The organism is Pseudomonas sp. Sample_24 (assembly GCF_004307605.1).
GTDB lineage: Bacteria > Pseudomonadota > Gammaproteobacteria > Pseudomonadales > Pseudomonadaceae > Aquipseudomonas.
The window spans coordinates 1-14,872 of sequence record NZ_RCNW01000242.1 but is presented as its reverse complement, the minus strand read 5'-3'; the positions used below and the strand labels follow the sequence as shown (position 1 = coordinate 14,872).

The following is a 14,872-nucleotide window of genomic DNA, read 5'->3' as shown; positions in this document are numbered from 1 at the left end:
CCACCGACAGGATGGTTTCCATCGCGGTCCAGGTCTTGAAGGTTTCGGCCACGGTCATGTTGAAGTACTGCTTGACCAGCCAGAAACCGGCGTCGTTCACGTGGGACAGGATCAACGAACCGGCACCGGTGGCCAGCACCAACAACTCGCGGTTCACGCCCGGGATCATTCCTACCACCGGTACCACGATGCCCGCGCCCGTGATGGTCGCCACTGTCGCCGAACCGGTTGCGATACGGATCACCGCCGCCACCAGCCAGGCCAGCAGGATCGGCGAAATTTGTGCGTTCACCGCCATGTGGCCGATCACGTCGCCCACACCACTGGTCACCAGCATCTGCTTGAAGCCACCACCGGCACCGATGATCAGGATGATCGCGGCGGTCGGTGCGAGGCTCGCATCCAGCCATTTCATCATTTGGCTGGAACCGATGCCCTGCTTGTAGCCAAAGGTATACAGCGACAGCAGCAACGCCAGCAGCAATGCCGAAATCGGGTGACCGATCAGGTCCATGAAGGCGCGGAAGATGTTGCCATCCGGCAGCACGACGTCGGCGAAGGTCTTGAGCAGCATCAGGAACACCGGCAGCAGCACGGTCACCAATGTGATGCTGAAGCTCGGCAATTCAGTTGTGTCTGTTTCGCGGGCCAGTTGATCCACCAGTTCCTGGTTCGGATGACCGGGAATGTGCTTGGCAATGAACGTACCGAAGATCGGGCCGGCAATGATCGCCGTTGGCAGCGCCACGATCAGACCATAAAGAATGGTTTTACCGATGTCGGCACCGAACACGCCGATGGCCAGCAGCGGGCCCGGGTGCGGCGGCACCAGGCCGTGGACCGCCGAGAGGCCGGCCAGCAGCGGGATACCGATCTTGATGATCGAAACGCCGGTGCGACGGGCAACGATGAACACCAACGGAATCAGCAACACGAAGCCGATTTCGAAGAACAGCGGGATGCCCACCAGGAACGCGGCGAACATCATTGCCCACTGCACTTTGTCCTTGCCGAACGCGCGGATCAGGGTCTGGGCAATCTGGTCTGCCCCGCCCGACTCGGCCATCATTTTGCCGAGCATGGTGCCCAGGGCGAGGATGATGCCGACAAAACCGAGCACGCCACCGAAGCCGTCCTGGAACGCCTTGATGATGGTGCCGATCGGCATGCCGGAGGTCAGCCCGAGGAAGGCGGCGGCAATGATCAGGGCAAGAAAGGGGTGCAACTTGAACTTGGTGATCAGGACGATAAGCCCGATCACCGTGACCACTGCATCGAGCAGCAGGAACGTCTCGTGGGACATGCCAAACATTAGGGGTGTCTCCTGGTTGTTGTTGTTATTAAAGCGGGTAATTCAAAAGCCATAAGGACAGCGCTATCTCTGCAAGCAAAAAATTAACCGGCGCGCTTCAAGCCATGCTCAAGCCACCAATGGTGTGCCTGGACGGCCAGTTCATCGACGCTGTGATTCGACGCATCGAGGGCCAGGGTCAATGGCTCGCCGACGGGGGATTCGAGGGTGGCGAACTGGCTGTCGATCAAGGTCGACGGCATGAAATGGTCCGGACGGTGGGAAACGCGGTCGGCGGCAACTTCGGGGGTCAGTTCAAGGAACACGAAGCCCAGGCCCGGCAAGGCGCTGCGCAAGCGTTCGCGATAGATGTGCTTGAGCGCCGAACAGGTCAACACCGGGCGCTGGCCCTTGGCGTCAATGCGGCGCAATTCATCGCACAGGCTGTCGAGCCAGCCGGCACGGTCTTGATCGTCCAGGGGGATACCCGCGCTCATCTTTTCGATATTGGCGGCTGGGTGGAAAGAGTCGCCTTCAATGGCAGTGGCGCCGCTCAGTTGGCACAGAGCTTCGCTGACGCACGTCTTGCCGCAACCGGCAACGCCCATGATGACCAGGGCGGTGATGGGATGATTCATGTAACACCTCAGCGCGCAGACAGCGCTACCTTTGCAAGCTATGACACTCGAACAAAAGCAGAAGTTGCCGACGCCTTTCTTGTCATTTTATGGGTTGCAGCATGTTCGTTCCCAATGCCAAAAAGCGAGGATCAGGCGAACCCCCGCTCACGCATTTGCAGCTGCATCGAGACAGCGCTACCTTAGTGCCTTGAATTTTGTTTGGCAAGCCGTCGATGAATCCAACTAAAAACGATAAAAATACCCGCACCACTGGCCGCCCTACCCTGAATGAAGTTGCCCGCCTGGCCGGTGTCAGCCCGATCACTGCTTCGCGTGCCCTGCGCGGCGTCAGCACCGTGGCTACCGAACTGGTGGAAAAAGTCCAGAAAGCGGCACTTGAGCTCAACTATGTAGTCAACCCTGCCGCCCGTGCCCTGGCGTCGGCGCAGAGCCATTCGGTGGTGGTGCTGGTGCCGTCATTGTCCAACCTGCTGTTCATCGACACCCTGGAAGCCATTCATCAGGTTTTGCGCCCCAAGGGCTTCGAAGTGCTGATCGGCAACTTCCACTATTCCCGCGACGAAGAAGAAAACCTGCTGCGCAATTACATGGCCTATCAGCCACGCGGTTTGTTGTTGACCGGGTTCGACCGCACCGAAAGCTCGCGACGGATGATCGAAGCCAGCAACATTCCCTGCGTGTACATGATGGAGCTGGACAGCGCCGCCGGGCTTAATTGCGTCGGCTTTTCGCAACTGGCCGCCGGTGAAACGGCCGCCGAGCACTTGCTGTCCCGCGGTCGCAAGCGCCTGGCGTACATCGGCGCGCAACTGGATCAACGCACCTTGCTGCGCGGCGAAGGCTTCCGCCGCGCCCTGCAAAAGGCCGGTTTGTACGATCCCGCCCTGGAAGTGCTGACCCCGCGTCCGTCTTCCGTGGGCCTGGGTGGCGAACTGTTCTTGCAGATGATTGCCAGCCACCCGGATGTCGATGCGATCTTCTTCGGCAACGACGACCTGGCCCAGGGCGCGCTGCTCGAAGCCATGCGTCACGGGATCAAGATCCCCGAACAAGTGGCGATCCTCGGCTTCAACGACCTGCCCGCATCCGCGCACATGGTCCCGCGCCTGAGCAGCATCAGCACCCCACGCGAAGCCATCGGCCGCCGCGCGGCAGAGCAGATGCTGACGCTGATGGCCGGCAACACCGTGGCCAGGCCGGTGCAGGATATGGGCTTTGAGCTGAAGGTGCGTGAGAGTACATAAGCACGACTCAACCGCAGTGAAGTGAGATTTTGTGGCGAGGGAGTTTGCTCTCGTTCGGCGGCGAAGCCGTTGCAATGTAGATAGATCGCATCCGCTGATATTGGGAGCGCTTCGCACTCCAGCGCGAGCAAGCTCCCTCGCCACAGGTTCGGCGATCAATCCTGCGGATCGAGGTTATCCGTGGACCAAGCCAAGGTTGCGAAGCACCTGAAGTCCAATCAAGAGCCAAACGCGGAACTTCCGTTGGGGCATTACCACGCGGAGCATGGGAACGATCAGGGCGCCCATGCGAGTCGATTTCAACTAACCTTTTAGAGCAACGTATGTCGCCCTCTGGCGAGCACACTGTTAGATTCCCGTAGCGCACCAACTCGCTAACGGAGCAGCGCAATGGATCACACACTGAAAATTCTCGGTAAAGCCTCGTCGATCAACGTCCGCAAGGTGCTGTGGACCTGCGAGGAACTGGGGCTGTCCTTTGAGCGCGAGGATTGGGGCAGCGGTTTTGCCTCGACCCACAGCCCCGAGTTCCTCAGGTTCAACCCGAACGCCCAGGTTCCGGTGATCATCGATGAAGCCGGGGTGTTGTGGGAGTCCAATACCATTTGCCGCTACCTGGCCGGCAAGCACCAACACCACCATGAATTACTGCCCGGCGAACCGGCCGCCCGCGCCCGGGTGGAGCAGTGGATGGACTGGCAGGCCACTGATCTCAATTCATCCTGGAGCTACGCGTTCATGGCGCTGGTGCGCAAGGACCCGGAATACCAGGACGCCCATCGCATCGAAGTCGGCGTGCGTGGCTGGAACCAGAAAATAGCCATCCTCGAACATCAACTCGTGACCACCAAAGCCTATGTCGCTGGCGCGCGGTTTACCCTGGCCGATATTGTCATCGGCCTGTCGATCAACCGTTGGCTGATGACGCCGATGGAACGCCCCGATTACCCGGCCATCGATGAGTATTTCAAACGTCTGGCGCAACGCCCCGGCTTCCTCAAGCATTGCTGCAACGGCTTGCCTTGAGCACGCGATCTGGGCGGTAGGGCTCTGCCGCCCAGCGGCAAGGCCTTACCGCAAACACGTTTACCCGCTGCAAGAAAAATACATAACGCACTGATTTATTTAGCTTTAAATGTTCAGGCACAGACTTTGCTCAGCGCACCTCACCACAAACACCTACAAGGTCTCTCCTTATGTTGGTCAGTGCAAAGTCAAACCTGGTCACACCACTCCCCAAACGTCCTGGTGAAGATCCAACCGCTGAAGCCGCCGCCGGTCTGCAAAGCGTCATGACTCAAGCCCTGCAAAACAACGTGCAGGCACAAACCGCGCAAACCGACACGCAGGTTCAGGAATCAGCGACCCAGATCGCGACGCAACAGGTCAGCGAGGCCGCCAAAGTGAGCGACAACGTCGATGAAGCGTTCGCCAAGACCCGGGTGAATCTGCAAGCGGTCTACGCGCCACTGCCGGATGACATCAAGGACCGTTTCAAGGGCGGTTCGGCTACGGATGAGTTCAAGGACTACATGAGCAAAACGCCGGAGCAGCGCCTGCGTGATGCGATCCTTCAGGAGATGGGGCTGACTCAAGAGGAGGTAGACGCCATGCCCCCGGAGAAACAGCAAGCGATCGGTGAAGAGATCGCCCAGCGCATGGAAGACAAGAGGAAGATGGCCCAGGCCGAGGAAGCCAACGAACGTAACCACGACAAGCCGGGCGCCGAGGCCGTGGACAAACTCATCGCTGCGCTTTAAGGCATTGCACGAGATAAAGAAGGGTCCCTCTACCGGGACTCTTCTTTATTTGTTGCTCTTAATTCAACTGCAAGGTCGAGTTGAATTGACTGATCGCATCCACCACGTGTCGCGACCCTTGCTGAATTTCCAGGATCACCTCCCCCGCCTCGTTCGCCAATTCCACACCGAGCCCCGTTCGACTCAAGCTCGACTGCATGCTCGACACGGCACTCAATGACAAATCGTGGTTCTTGCGCACCACGTCGACAATCTCCAGCGTCGCCTGACTGGTGCGGGCGGCAAGGCTGCGCACTTCATCGGCCACGACCGCAAAACCCCGCCCATGCTCGCCGGCGCGGGCGGCTTCGATGGCGGCATTGAGCGCCAGCAAATTAGTCTGATCGGCAATGCCACGGATGGTCTGCACGATGGTGCCGATGATGTCCGACTGTTTGCTCACCGCGTCGATACTCAGCGCGGCCTGATTCAGATCCCGGGAAATGTCCTGGATGATCTGCACCGTTTGCTGCACCACCTCGGAACCTTTGCGTGCGCAGGCGTCGTTTTGCACGGAAGTGCTATGGGCCGATTCAGCAGCGGTTTGCAGCGTGGTCATCTGGTGGGTGATGTCGCTGGCGAACTTCACCACCTTGTACAACCGCCCTTTGGTGTCGAACAACGGGTTGTAGGACGCTTCGAGATAAATCGTCTGACCCTGCTTGTTCTTGCGCTCGAATCGGTGCGAGTGATATTCGCCGCGATTCAGCGAAGCCCAGAACGCCTTGTAACTTGCCGATTCGGCTTCGGCCCGGTGACAGAACAGACTGTGATGCTGCCCGATCACTTCGTTGAGCGAGTATTGCATGGTTTTCAGGAAGTTTTCATTGGCGGTGATCACTCGCCCGTCGGGGGTGAACTCGATCACCGCCATGGAGCGACTGATAGCTGCCAGCATGCTCTCGTTTTCGTGTTCCTTGTTGACTCTGGCCGTAATGTCGGTGGCAACCTTGATCACGCTTTTGACTTGCCGATCGGGACCAAACACCGGCATGTAACTGGCTTCGAGCCAGATTTCCTTGCCGTTCTTGTTCAGGCGCAAAAAGGTGCCGCTGACCGGCTCGCCACGGGCCAGGTCACGCCACAACTTGGCGTACTCCTCGCTACGGTAAAACGCCTCTTCGCAAAACACCCGATGGTGCTTGCCGCGAACTTCTTCTGCGCTGTAACCCATGACGCCGCAAAAGTTTTCATTGGCGTCGAGGACGATACCCTCCGGGGTGAATTCAATCATCGCCATCGAACGACTGACGGCTGCCAACTTGGCATTGGCCTCGGTCAGTGCGCAACTGAAACGCTCGATCTCCAGCAGGTCAGCCTTGTGATGTAGGTTGAACATGGACTTATCACCCTATTGCTTGCGCGGTCTTTTGAATTATTGAAAGTTGCTGGTCTTTCAAATCCACCACTACGTTCCACAGAACAGGCACACGCGCCCCTCCAAAAGAGGAAGGACCAGTCAGGTGATTAATGATGTTCAATCGGAGGGTCCCTGGCGCGACACTCTCATCAAGACATCCTTCTCTTGATAACCCGCAGGCGGGTCAACCCTAACGTGCTCATAACGAAATTCCCTTTCCACAACAGCTCCATTGAATGCATCGGTGCCTTGGATTGCGCACTCTGGGAGTCACCGCCTCGTTGCGGTCGACATGGTTAGTTACACGAGAGCATAGACAGACGAGTGAGGCTTGCAAGGCCACTAGTCGGCCAGCATTGGGTACAAAATCGGTTCAGCGTCAGGCGAAGACCTAGGAGGGAGCGATGACAGGCAAGGCTTGATCAGCGGGGGCGAATGGGCGTGAGTCTTGGGATTGATTGCGAGCAGCCTCGCTCCTGAAGGAGATCTGCGGTGATCAACTTTTTTTGAACACCGGCAAACACTGTAGGAGCGAGCCCGCTCGCGATGGCTATCTACACGTCACCCCGAAACTACAAACTGGCACTCACTTTCGTAGCCACCTCACCCGGCACCCAACCCTTCCAAACCTGCGGCTGTTCACGCAAAAACGCTTCGGCGACTTCACGGGGTTTCTGGCGTTTTTCACTCATCTGCCCCAGCGTCTGGTTGAGGAGATCAATCGGCAAGTCGACTTTTTCGAAAAACGCCACCAGGTCGGGATACTGCGCCTTGAAGGGTGCCGATACGCCGATGGCCAGGCTGGCCGGCATCGAGCTAGTACCTATGGGGTTTGGGTTACTGGCGTCGGCCAGGGTTTTCCAGGCTTGGGCATCGAACGGCGGTTCTTCGAGTTTCACCAGTTTGAAGCGACCTAACAGCGGCGTTGGCGACCAGTAATAGAACAACACCGGTTTGCCTCGACGAATCGACGACGCCACTTCGGCATCCAGCGCCGCGCCGGAACCGGTGCGGAAATTGACGAAACTTTCGCTCAGGCCGTAAGCCTTGAGCTTCTGGCTGTTGACGATCTCCGAGGTCCAGCCCGTAGGGCTGTTGAGGAAGCGGCCACGCCTTGGGTCTTCCGGATCGCGGAACACATCTTTGTACTTGGCCAGGTCGGCCACCGACTTCAGCTCCGGCGCCAGGGGTTTGATACCGCGTTCCGGGTCGCCCTTGATCACATACTCCGGCACCCACCAGCCTTCGGTGGCTCCCTTGACGGTGTCGCCCAGGCCGAACACTTTACCTTCCGCGGCAGCCTTGACCCACGCAGGGCTGCGTCCGGCCCATTCTTCGCCGATCACCTGGATGTCATTCTTCGCCAACGCGGCTTCAAGGCTGACGGTGCTGCCCGGCAGCGTGTCTGTCGGGTAGCCATAACCTTTCTCGACGATCAGCCGCAGGATCTCGGTGATCAGGCTGCCGCTTTCCCAGGTGATGTCGCCAAAATGGATAGGTGCCGGTTTTTCCGTCGCAGGGGCCTGGGTGGCAAACAGGCTCAGGGCCAGCAGCGAACTGCCGAGCAGGGTTTTGATCGATCTCATGCGGACCTCTTGTTTGGCAGGGGGCGGTTCAGGGATTGATTGGCGCTGTGGCGGATGCACAGAGCCTCGGAGCGAGTCATGTAGACGCTGACCGAACGCAGGGAAATGCCCAGCTCGGCAGCGATTTGCGGGTAGGTCAGACCGTCGACCCGCGACAACAGAAAGGTCGCCCGAACGTTGTCGGGCAGACGCGACAGTGTGCGGTCAATGCTTTGCAGGGCCTGGGTCGATTGCGCCAGCTCTTCAGGTGAAGGCGATAACGGCGGATCCAGCTGCAATAAATGATCGGTGTGCCGGCGCTCAAGGTCGCGCCGTCGCCAGAGTTGATAAACCAGGCGTCGCGCAATGGTGGTCAGCAAGGCACGCGGCTCGCGGATGGCAAGCGGCTTTGGGGCTTCGAGCAATTGCACAAAGGCTTCGGCGGCGATGTCTTCGCAACCGCAACCCACGTGCTGGCGCAACCGTGCACAAAGCCAAGGGTAATGCGTGCGGAACAGTCTGCTTATTACGTAATGATGGGAACGGTCGATGCCGGACATAGAGGCTCCAAGGTCTAGGGGGTCACTGGATGTCCGGTCATCCGGTGAGGTGATCCTAGCAATGGGCCTTATTCATTAACAATACTAAAAATGCATTTTTATATTGCTGAAAAGAATATTAACGCAGTTGCCCGTATCCCAATGTTTCAGCTTCGCGTTGATAATCGAGTATCACTTGATAGTCACCTTCACTGGCCGGCAACACTTCTCGCAAGCCAAGGACTTCAGCTACCTGCGGCAACTCGCCGAGGGCCTGATTCATCACGTGTCGAATCTTTTCCGCTTGCCCGGCGCAAAAGCTTGCTGCGGTGATGTAGGGCAAGGTCGGGCTGAAAGCGCTGCGAGCTACGACCCGCAAGCCAGCCACTTGCGCCTCGGCGTGACGGGCGAGAAAAGCGAAGGTCACACTGTCGATGGCCGCCAGATCAGCACGGTTCTGCTGTAACCAGCGCAAGCTTTCGCGATGACTGCCGCTGGTACCGACCGAGGCAAAAAACTGCCCGTCCCGATGCAGCGGCGCCAGACGATGACGCAACAGGTTCATCCCGCTGTTGGAGTCTTCGCCATTGATCACCCCACGGCTGCCAAGAAATTCCGGCAAGGTTCGTCGTCGATCGTCGGCGCGGCTCAACAACAGGCTGCAATGGTGGCCGCCGCTACTGTCCGGCAGCTCGTAACGCGGACGTCCCAGCACCCTGACCTTGCCACGCAAAGCCGTCATCAGCGGATAGCCGCAGGTTTGTGTCAACAGCAGTTGCGGGGATAGCCACAGGTCCATCAAGGACAGACTTTCGGCGCTGCGGCGAGTGACGCCCAGGTGTTCGACGATACGTGCCAGCCACTGTTCGTTGGCTTGTTGAACAGGCTCAGGAGCAACGTACATCAGTAATTCAGCAATCTGTTGAGTCATCAAAATCCTCCATACAACGAAGATCCCAAACGAGCCTGCTCGCGATGGCTATGTCACATTCAACACATCTGTTGATTGGCCCAACGCTATCGCGAGCAGGCTCGCTCCTACAGGGTACAGAAGTGGCCTTACGTCAGTGAAACGGATGCAGCGGACTGTCGATCGCCCTCACCCCATGCTCACGCCAAAAGTGGCCATAGCCCTGCACCAGAAACCCGCCGCTGCGCGCCAGCCATTGCTCGCGACGCATGCGGTAGGCGCGGGGCAAGTCATACCAGGGCAGTCCCGGCAAATCGTGGTGCACCAAATGCAGATTGAGGTTGAGGAACAGCCAGCGCCACGGCCAGGCCGCTTCGTTGAGTACGGTGCGTTGCTCCGGTGCCGCATGCGGGCGGTGTTCATAGTAGGAGCGAATCATCGCAATCGACAGCGCCGGCACGCTGACCAGCAACAGGTAATGCCAGATCGGCAGCACGCTGAAGTGGGCGATAAACAGCAACATCAACAAGGTCACGGCGCCATGGCTGAGCCACATCAACCAGGCTTGGCGATCGCCCTTTTTCAAGCGTTTCAGTTCATCCCGGGCCAGACCCAGCAGGGCAACTGGCGCTCCGAGCAGAAAGCGGCCGAGCATGGTTTTATTCAGCCAGTGCAGGCTTTTTTTCAACCAGGAGCTGCCTTGCCACTGCTCGGCACTCAGGTAGCGGCTTTCCGGATCGCGACCGGGAATGGTCAGGTTTTCGTCGCGGTGATGCAGCAAATGGCTGTCGCGATACAAGGTGTAGGGATACCAGACGGCGAACGGCGCGTAGCCAAGGATTTTATTCAACAGCGGCCAGCGCGTCGGATGACCGTGAAGCAGTTCGTGCTGCACCGACAGCCACAACACCACCACGGGAATCAGCAACCCGGTACTCAACCACAAGCCCAGGGAGTGACTGGCCATCACGAGGGCGAACCACGCGCTGTAGACGCCAATCAACAGCAACCAGGTCGGCCACTCGGTGCGGGCGGTCAGGCGTTGGCGTAGCGTTTCGATTTCTTTTCGGTGGGCAGTATCGAAGTAATGAGGCATGGCGTTGCTCGGATCGGGGACCAATCCTCTTCTGTGCAACGACGCCTGGATTTCCTGCAGATTATTTTCAAACTGATCGCTCCCGCATTGCGCGGGAGCGAACGATCAGCGCAGGCTCAATGCCCGAACACATTGACCTTTTTGGCTTTTTTGTCGGCGCGTTTTTCAATAGCGGTTTTCGCCGGCTTTTTCTTGTCCGCTTTCTTTGAATCCATACCTTTGGCCATGATGCGTACTCCACTCACAGGGGATGTGAGATCAGGTATACACCTATCTTTGCAGGTGCGTTCTTTTATAATCGCCCGCTTCGCGTACCGACAGTCCGAGACCATGCCCGACACCCGTTTCAGCCGACTCGATGAGCCGCTTTGGCCATTGATGAACAAGTTCTACCGCGCCCATCAATCGTCGATGAAAGCGGTTCGCGAGGCGCAATTGTGGGTGGCCCGGCGCGACGAAATCGTCGGGGCGTTGTGTTTGCGTCCGGTATCCGGCGGGCATTGGTTGACCGGTTTGTTCGTCGATCCGGCGTGTCGCGGGCAAGGCATCGCCGCAGCGTTGATCAGCGCGGCAGTAAAGGAGTGCGAACTGCCGGTATGGCTGTTCTGTCATCCCGAACTGCGTGGTTTTTATGAGCGCTGCGGTTTTACCTTTGACCCGCCAATGCCCTACGCGATGGTCGAGCGACTGAGCCGCTATGCGCGCAGCAAACCGATGATTGCCATGGGCCTGGCACCGGCGATCAGGGCTCGTTGCGCGTAAACGGTGGATCAATCGTCGGCGTTGGGATCGAGGTCCGGAAACATCACTTCGGTGAAGCCGAACTTGCTGAAATCGCTGATGCGCGACGGGTAGAGCCGGCCGATCAGGTGATCGCACTCATGCTGCACCACCCGCGCGTGGAACCCGGATGCAATGCGCACGATCGGCTCTCCCTTGGGGTCGAAACCTTCATAGCGGATCTGCTGGTAGCGATCCACCGCGCCACGCAAGCCGGGCACTGACAGGCAACCTTCGAAGCCCTCTTCCATCAGCGGGCTCAATGGCGTGATCAACGGGTTGATCAGTATCGTTTGCGGCACCGCCTCGGCGTCCGGGTAACGTTCGCTGTGCTCGAAACCGAAGATCACCAGTTGCAGGTCAACACCAATTTGCGGTGCAGCCAGGCCGACGCCACCCACGCTCTCCATGGTCTGGAACATGTCATCGATCAGTTGCCACAATTCGGGACTGTCGAACATTTCAGCGGGCACCGGCGGAGCAATGCGCAGCAGGCGCTCATCACCCATTTTCAGGATTTCACGAATCATGGTCAGGTTTCGTCAATGGTCGGTTTGGGTTGTGAATGATCGCGGCCAAGTCCCGATACGTGCTGTTTTTCATGGACAGGGCCCTTCTCGCCGGCAACTTTCTCGCCAGGGTCCTTGCCCTCGCGGGACATGTGCTCGATCACCGCATTCATCTCCGCGCCGAGCAGCAACACCGCCGCGGAAATGTAGAAGTACAGCAACAGCACGATGATCGCACCGATACTGCCATACATGGCGTTGTAGTTGGCGAACTCCTTGACGTACAAACCGAAGCCCAGCGACGCAATGATCCACACCACCACGGCCAGCACCGAGCCGGGGGTGATGAAGCGAAATTCCTGTTTGACGTCAGGCATGACGTAATAGATCAGCGCCACCGCGACCATCAACAGGATCACGATCACCGGCCAACGCGCGATGGTCCAAAGGGTGACGATGAAGTACTCGAGGCCCACTTGCGAGGCGATCCAGCTCATCACTTGCGGCCCGAGTACCATCAGTGCGGCGGCGATCAGCAGCATGCCGGCGATGCCGACGGTGTAGATGATCGACAGGGGAAAACGCTTCCACGCCGGGCGACCTTCAACGACATCGTACGCCGCGTTCATCGCACTCATCATCAGCCGCACACCGGCCGAGGCGGTCCACAGCGCAATCACGATACCCACCGACAGCAATCCGCCCTTGGACTGCTGAAGCTGGTCGATGACCGGGTTCACCTGTTCCAGGGCCTGGGGCGGCAGCACCAGCTCCGATTGCAGGCGCAGCCAGGAAAAGAAATCCGGCAGGTGCAGGAAACCGATCAGGGCAATCAGGAACAGAATGAAGGGGAACAGCGAAAACAGCATTTGATAGGCCAGTGCCGAGGCATAGGTCGACATCTCATCGTCGACGAACTCGGTGACCGTGCGCACCATCACACGGTGGATGGGCAGACCTTTCATGTCCGGGAAAATCATTAGCGTCTCCATTCGCCGCAATCAGGATGGGATGTAGTCATGGCGACTCAGGGGCCGTTTTCTTAGATCAAAGTAGCCTACCTGGCGACTTTGAAACAATTTCCTCAATCAAGTTCAGGCTGACACAAAAACGGCCATCTGTGGATGGCCGTTCGAGGCTTGTTCAAAGGCCGGATCAAGCCTTGTCGACACCTTTTTTCACGGCATCCTTGGCCTTGCCGACGGCTTGTTGAGCTTCGCCTTTCTTTTCCTGCACCACGCCTTCGGCGCGCATCTTGTCATTACCGGTGGCCTTGCCGACGCCTTGCTTGACGTTGCCGGCGGCTTCGTTGGCCATGCCTTTCACTTTATCGCTTGTGCTGCCCATGATGAATCTCCTGCGTGCGTTTCATTGGGAGGAAAGTGGTTACACAAGGTTGACCGAGGGCATTCGCGCGGAGTTTCATTTATTTTCCGCGCGACATTTCATCGTTCCATGCAGGTTGGGCTTTATGTTTGCCCGGCAACCCCCGAGAATGCGCAACGTATCGGCGCGTGGCGCTGAAGATCCAATACCGCAGGAATGTTATGAAACTCGATAAAAAGCAGGCCATTGCCCGCAGAAACCAGGAACTTGGTGGTGCTGTGCTTGGCGTCAACAACTGCCACTTCACCGAACTGAACCGCAACCGCAACATCTGGTGGTTCGATATTCCGGTGGCACGCCTGGCCGTGGGTCAGTACGAGTGGATTCACCTGCTGATGCACACCCCGGACACCGACGAACTGCTGCATTTGAAAGTGCCGACGGTGTTTTTGCGCGAGAAGCTTGAAGGCCTGGTGGTGCGCAATCAGGGCAAGCGCAAAGCGGCCCTGAGCCTGGAACTGAGTGCCGACAAGGACTCGTATCTGCAGGACATGCGTCCGGCAGGTACCAACGTCAACTTCGCACCGTTCCGCCAATAACTCCTGCCGCTTGCGGAGTAAAGGACTCCCGCGACAGAAAAGTTTTGCAAAGAAGAATCCAGCACCAACAAAAAGCCCCGCATTTGCAGTAATGCTGTTCAGTCAAGGAACATTACCCTGTGGCGAGGGAGCTTGCTCCCGCTGGGGCGCGAAGCGGCCTTGAAAAGGCACTGCTGCGCAGCGCAGCGGGAGCAAGCTCCCTCGCCACAGGATGCTAACGTTCTCTTCAGTGAACAGCATCACCGCATTTGCGGGGCTTTTTGGTTTACGCGGCGTTCTTCGCCTTGAGCTTTTTCAGCTCCTCATCGCGCAGTTCCCGGCGCAGGATCTTGCCAACGTTGGTGGTCGGCAACGCGTCGCGGAACTCCACCGAACGCGGAACCTTGTAGCCAGTGACGTTGGCGCGCATGTGCTCCATCACCTGTTCCTTGGTCAGGGTCACGCCCGGTTTGGCGACGATGAAAATCTTGATCGCCTCACCCGACTTCTCGTCCGGCACGCCGATGGCCGCGCATTGCAGCACGCCCGGCAAAGTTGTCAGCACGTCTTCCAGTTCGTTCGGGTACACATTGAAACCGGACACCAAAATCATGTCTTTCTTGCGATCGACAATGCGCATGTAGCCGTCGGGCTGGATCAGTGCGATGTCACCGGTCTTCAACCAGCCTTCGCTGTCGAGGATTTCGTCGGTGGCTTCCTGGCGCTGCCAGTAGCCTTTCATGACCTGTGGGCCTTTTACGCACAGTTCGCCAATTTCGCCCATTGGCTGCTCGACACCGGCATCGTCGACGATTTTGCACAGGGTCGACGGTACCGGAATGCCGATGGTGCCGATCTGGATATTCTGGATCGGGTTGACCGTGGCCACCGGGCTGGTTTCGGTCATGCCGTAGCCTTCGCAGATGGCGCAACCGGTGACCGCTTTCCAGCGCTCGGCTGCCGCCAGTTGCAGCGCCATGCCGCCGGACAGGGTGACTTTCAGCGCGGAGAAGTCCAGCTTGCGGAAACCTTCGTTATTGCACAGGGCCACGAACAGAGTGTTGAGGCCAACAAAGCCGCTGAACTTCCACTTCGACAGTTCCTTGACCATCGCCGGCAAGTCGCGCGGGTTGCTGATCAGGATGTTGTGGTTGCCGATCAGCATCATCGCCATGCAATGAAAGGTGAACGCATAGATGTGATACAGCGGCAGCGGCGTGATCAGGATCTCGCA

At 58.2% G+C, this 14,872-nt stretch carries 16 protein-coding genes; 5 read left to right on the top strand and 11 right to left on the bottom strand.

The window, feature by feature from the left end; genetic code table 11:
- Both D8V06_RS13445 and D8V06_RS13440 read right to left on the bottom strand, forming a co-directional pair.
- Positions 1-1,312, bottom strand: a 1,312-nt coding sequence (locus D8V06_RS13445) for a GntP family permease (protein WP_130931105.1), incomplete at its 3' end; no start/stop codon positions are given.
- Positions 1,313-1,395: 83 nt separating this feature from the next.
- Positions 1,396-1,929 carry a gluconokinase gene (locus D8V06_RS13440; protein WP_130931104.1) on the bottom strand — a complete coding sequence of 178 codons (534 nt, stop codon included), beginning with the start codon at positions 1,927-1,929 and terminating at the stop codon, positions 1,396-1,398.
- A 215-nt stretch (positions 1,930-2,144) separates the two neighbouring features.
- On the opposite strand from D8V06_RS13440, the gene D8V06_RS13435 reads away from it, so the two are divergent.
- The 3 genes from D8V06_RS13435 to D8V06_RS13425 all read left to right on the top strand — a co-directional run bounded on the left by D8V06_RS13435 (position 2,145) and on the right by D8V06_RS13425 (position 4,936).
- Positions 2,145-3,176 (top strand): LacI family DNA-binding transcriptional regulator, encoded by a 1,032-nt coding sequence (locus tag D8V06_RS13435; protein ID WP_056852596.1) that lies wholly within the window; start codon positions 2,145-2,147, stop codon positions 3,174-3,176.
- Positions 3,177-3,566: 390 nt separating this feature from the next.
- Complete coding sequence (locus D8V06_RS13430; protein WP_130931103.1) at positions 3,567-4,202, top strand: glutathione S-transferase; 636 nt, start codon at positions 3,567-3,569, stop codon at positions 4,200-4,202.
- A gap of 170 nt (positions 4,203-4,372) precedes the next feature.
- Positions 4,373-4,936 (top strand): hypothetical protein, encoded by a 564-nt coding sequence (locus tag D8V06_RS13425; protein ID WP_130931102.1) that lies wholly within the window; start codon positions 4,373-4,375, stop codon positions 4,934-4,936.
- A 58-nt stretch (positions 4,937-4,994) separates the two neighbouring features.
- Here the strand turns inward: D8V06_RS13425 and D8V06_RS13420 are convergent, their stop codons facing one another.
- From D8V06_RS13420 to D8V06_RS13400, 5 genes are all read right to left on the bottom strand, one after another.
- Positions 4,995-6,314 carry a PAS domain-containing methyl-accepting chemotaxis protein gene (locus D8V06_RS13420; RefSeq protein WP_130905875.1) on the bottom strand — a complete coding sequence of 440 codons (1,320 nt, stop codon included), beginning with the start codon at positions 6,312-6,314 and terminating at the stop codon, positions 4,995-4,997.
- A 593-nt stretch (positions 6,315-6,907) separates the two neighbouring features.
- On the bottom strand, positions 6,908-7,921 hold the full coding sequence (locus D8V06_RS13415) for an ABC transporter substrate-binding protein (RefSeq protein ID WP_130908627.1): 1,014 nt from the start codon (positions 7,919-7,921) through the stop codon (positions 6,908-6,910).
- Positions 7,918-8,460, bottom strand: a complete 543-nt coding sequence (locus tag D8V06_RS13410; protein WP_056852602.1) for a sigma-70 family RNA polymerase sigma factor — start codon at positions 8,458-8,460, stop codon at positions 7,918-7,920. The genes D8V06_RS13415 and D8V06_RS13410 overlap by 4 nt, the downstream gene beginning before the upstream one ends.
- Positions 8,461-8,578: 118 nt before the next feature.
- Positions 8,579-9,370, bottom strand: coding sequence for a PhnD/SsuA/transferrin family substrate-binding protein (locus D8V06_RS13405; protein WP_130931101.1), 792 nt, complete (start codon positions 9,368-9,370; stop codon positions 8,579-8,581).
- A 133-nt stretch (positions 9,371-9,503) separates the two neighbouring features.
- Complete coding sequence (locus D8V06_RS13400; protein WP_130931100.1) at positions 9,504-10,445, bottom strand: fatty acid desaturase; 942 nt, start codon at positions 10,443-10,445, stop codon at positions 9,504-9,506.
- Between the two features lie 330 nt (positions 10,446-10,775).
- On the opposite strand from D8V06_RS13400, the gene D8V06_RS13395 reads away from it, so the two are divergent.
- Positions 10,776-11,207 carry a GNAT family N-acetyltransferase gene (locus D8V06_RS13395; protein WP_130931099.1) on the top strand — a complete coding sequence of 144 codons (432 nt, stop codon included), beginning with the start codon at positions 10,776-10,778 and terminating at the stop codon, positions 11,205-11,207.
- A gap of 8 nt (positions 11,208-11,215) precedes the next feature.
- Here D8V06_RS13395 and def read toward each other — a convergent pair whose 3' ends face one another.
- From def to D8V06_RS13380, 3 genes are all read right to left on the bottom strand, one after another.
- Positions 11,216-11,755, bottom strand: a complete 540-nt coding sequence (gene def / locus D8V06_RS13390; protein ID WP_056852606.1) for a peptide deformylase — start codon at positions 11,753-11,755, stop codon at positions 11,216-11,218.
- A 2-nt stretch (positions 11,756-11,757) separates the two neighbouring features.
- Entirely contained in the window at positions 11,758-12,714 is a 957-nt protein-coding gene (locus tag D8V06_RS13385; protein WP_056852607.1) for a YihY/virulence factor BrkB family protein, read from the bottom strand.
- Positions 12,715-12,889: 175 nt separating this feature from the next.
- The gene (locus D8V06_RS13380) at positions 12,890-13,081 is read right to left on the bottom strand and encodes a CsbD family protein (RefSeq protein WP_056852608.1); all 192 of its coding nucleotides are present in this window, start codon (positions 13,079-13,081) and stop codon (positions 12,890-12,892) included.
- Positions 13,082-13,281: 200 nt separating this feature from the next.
- Between D8V06_RS13380 and D8V06_RS13375 the strand changes: the two genes are divergently transcribed.
- Positions 13,282-13,659 (top strand): hypothetical protein, encoded by a 378-nt coding sequence (locus D8V06_RS13375; protein ID WP_007990351.1) that lies wholly within the window; start codon positions 13,282-13,284, stop codon positions 13,657-13,659.
- Positions 13,660-13,924: 265 nt separating this feature from the next.
- Here the strand turns inward: D8V06_RS13375 and D8V06_RS13370 are convergent.
- On the bottom strand, positions 13,925-14,872 hold a 948-nt coding region (locus D8V06_RS13370), incomplete at its 5' end, for an AMP-binding protein (RefSeq protein ID WP_153189256.1).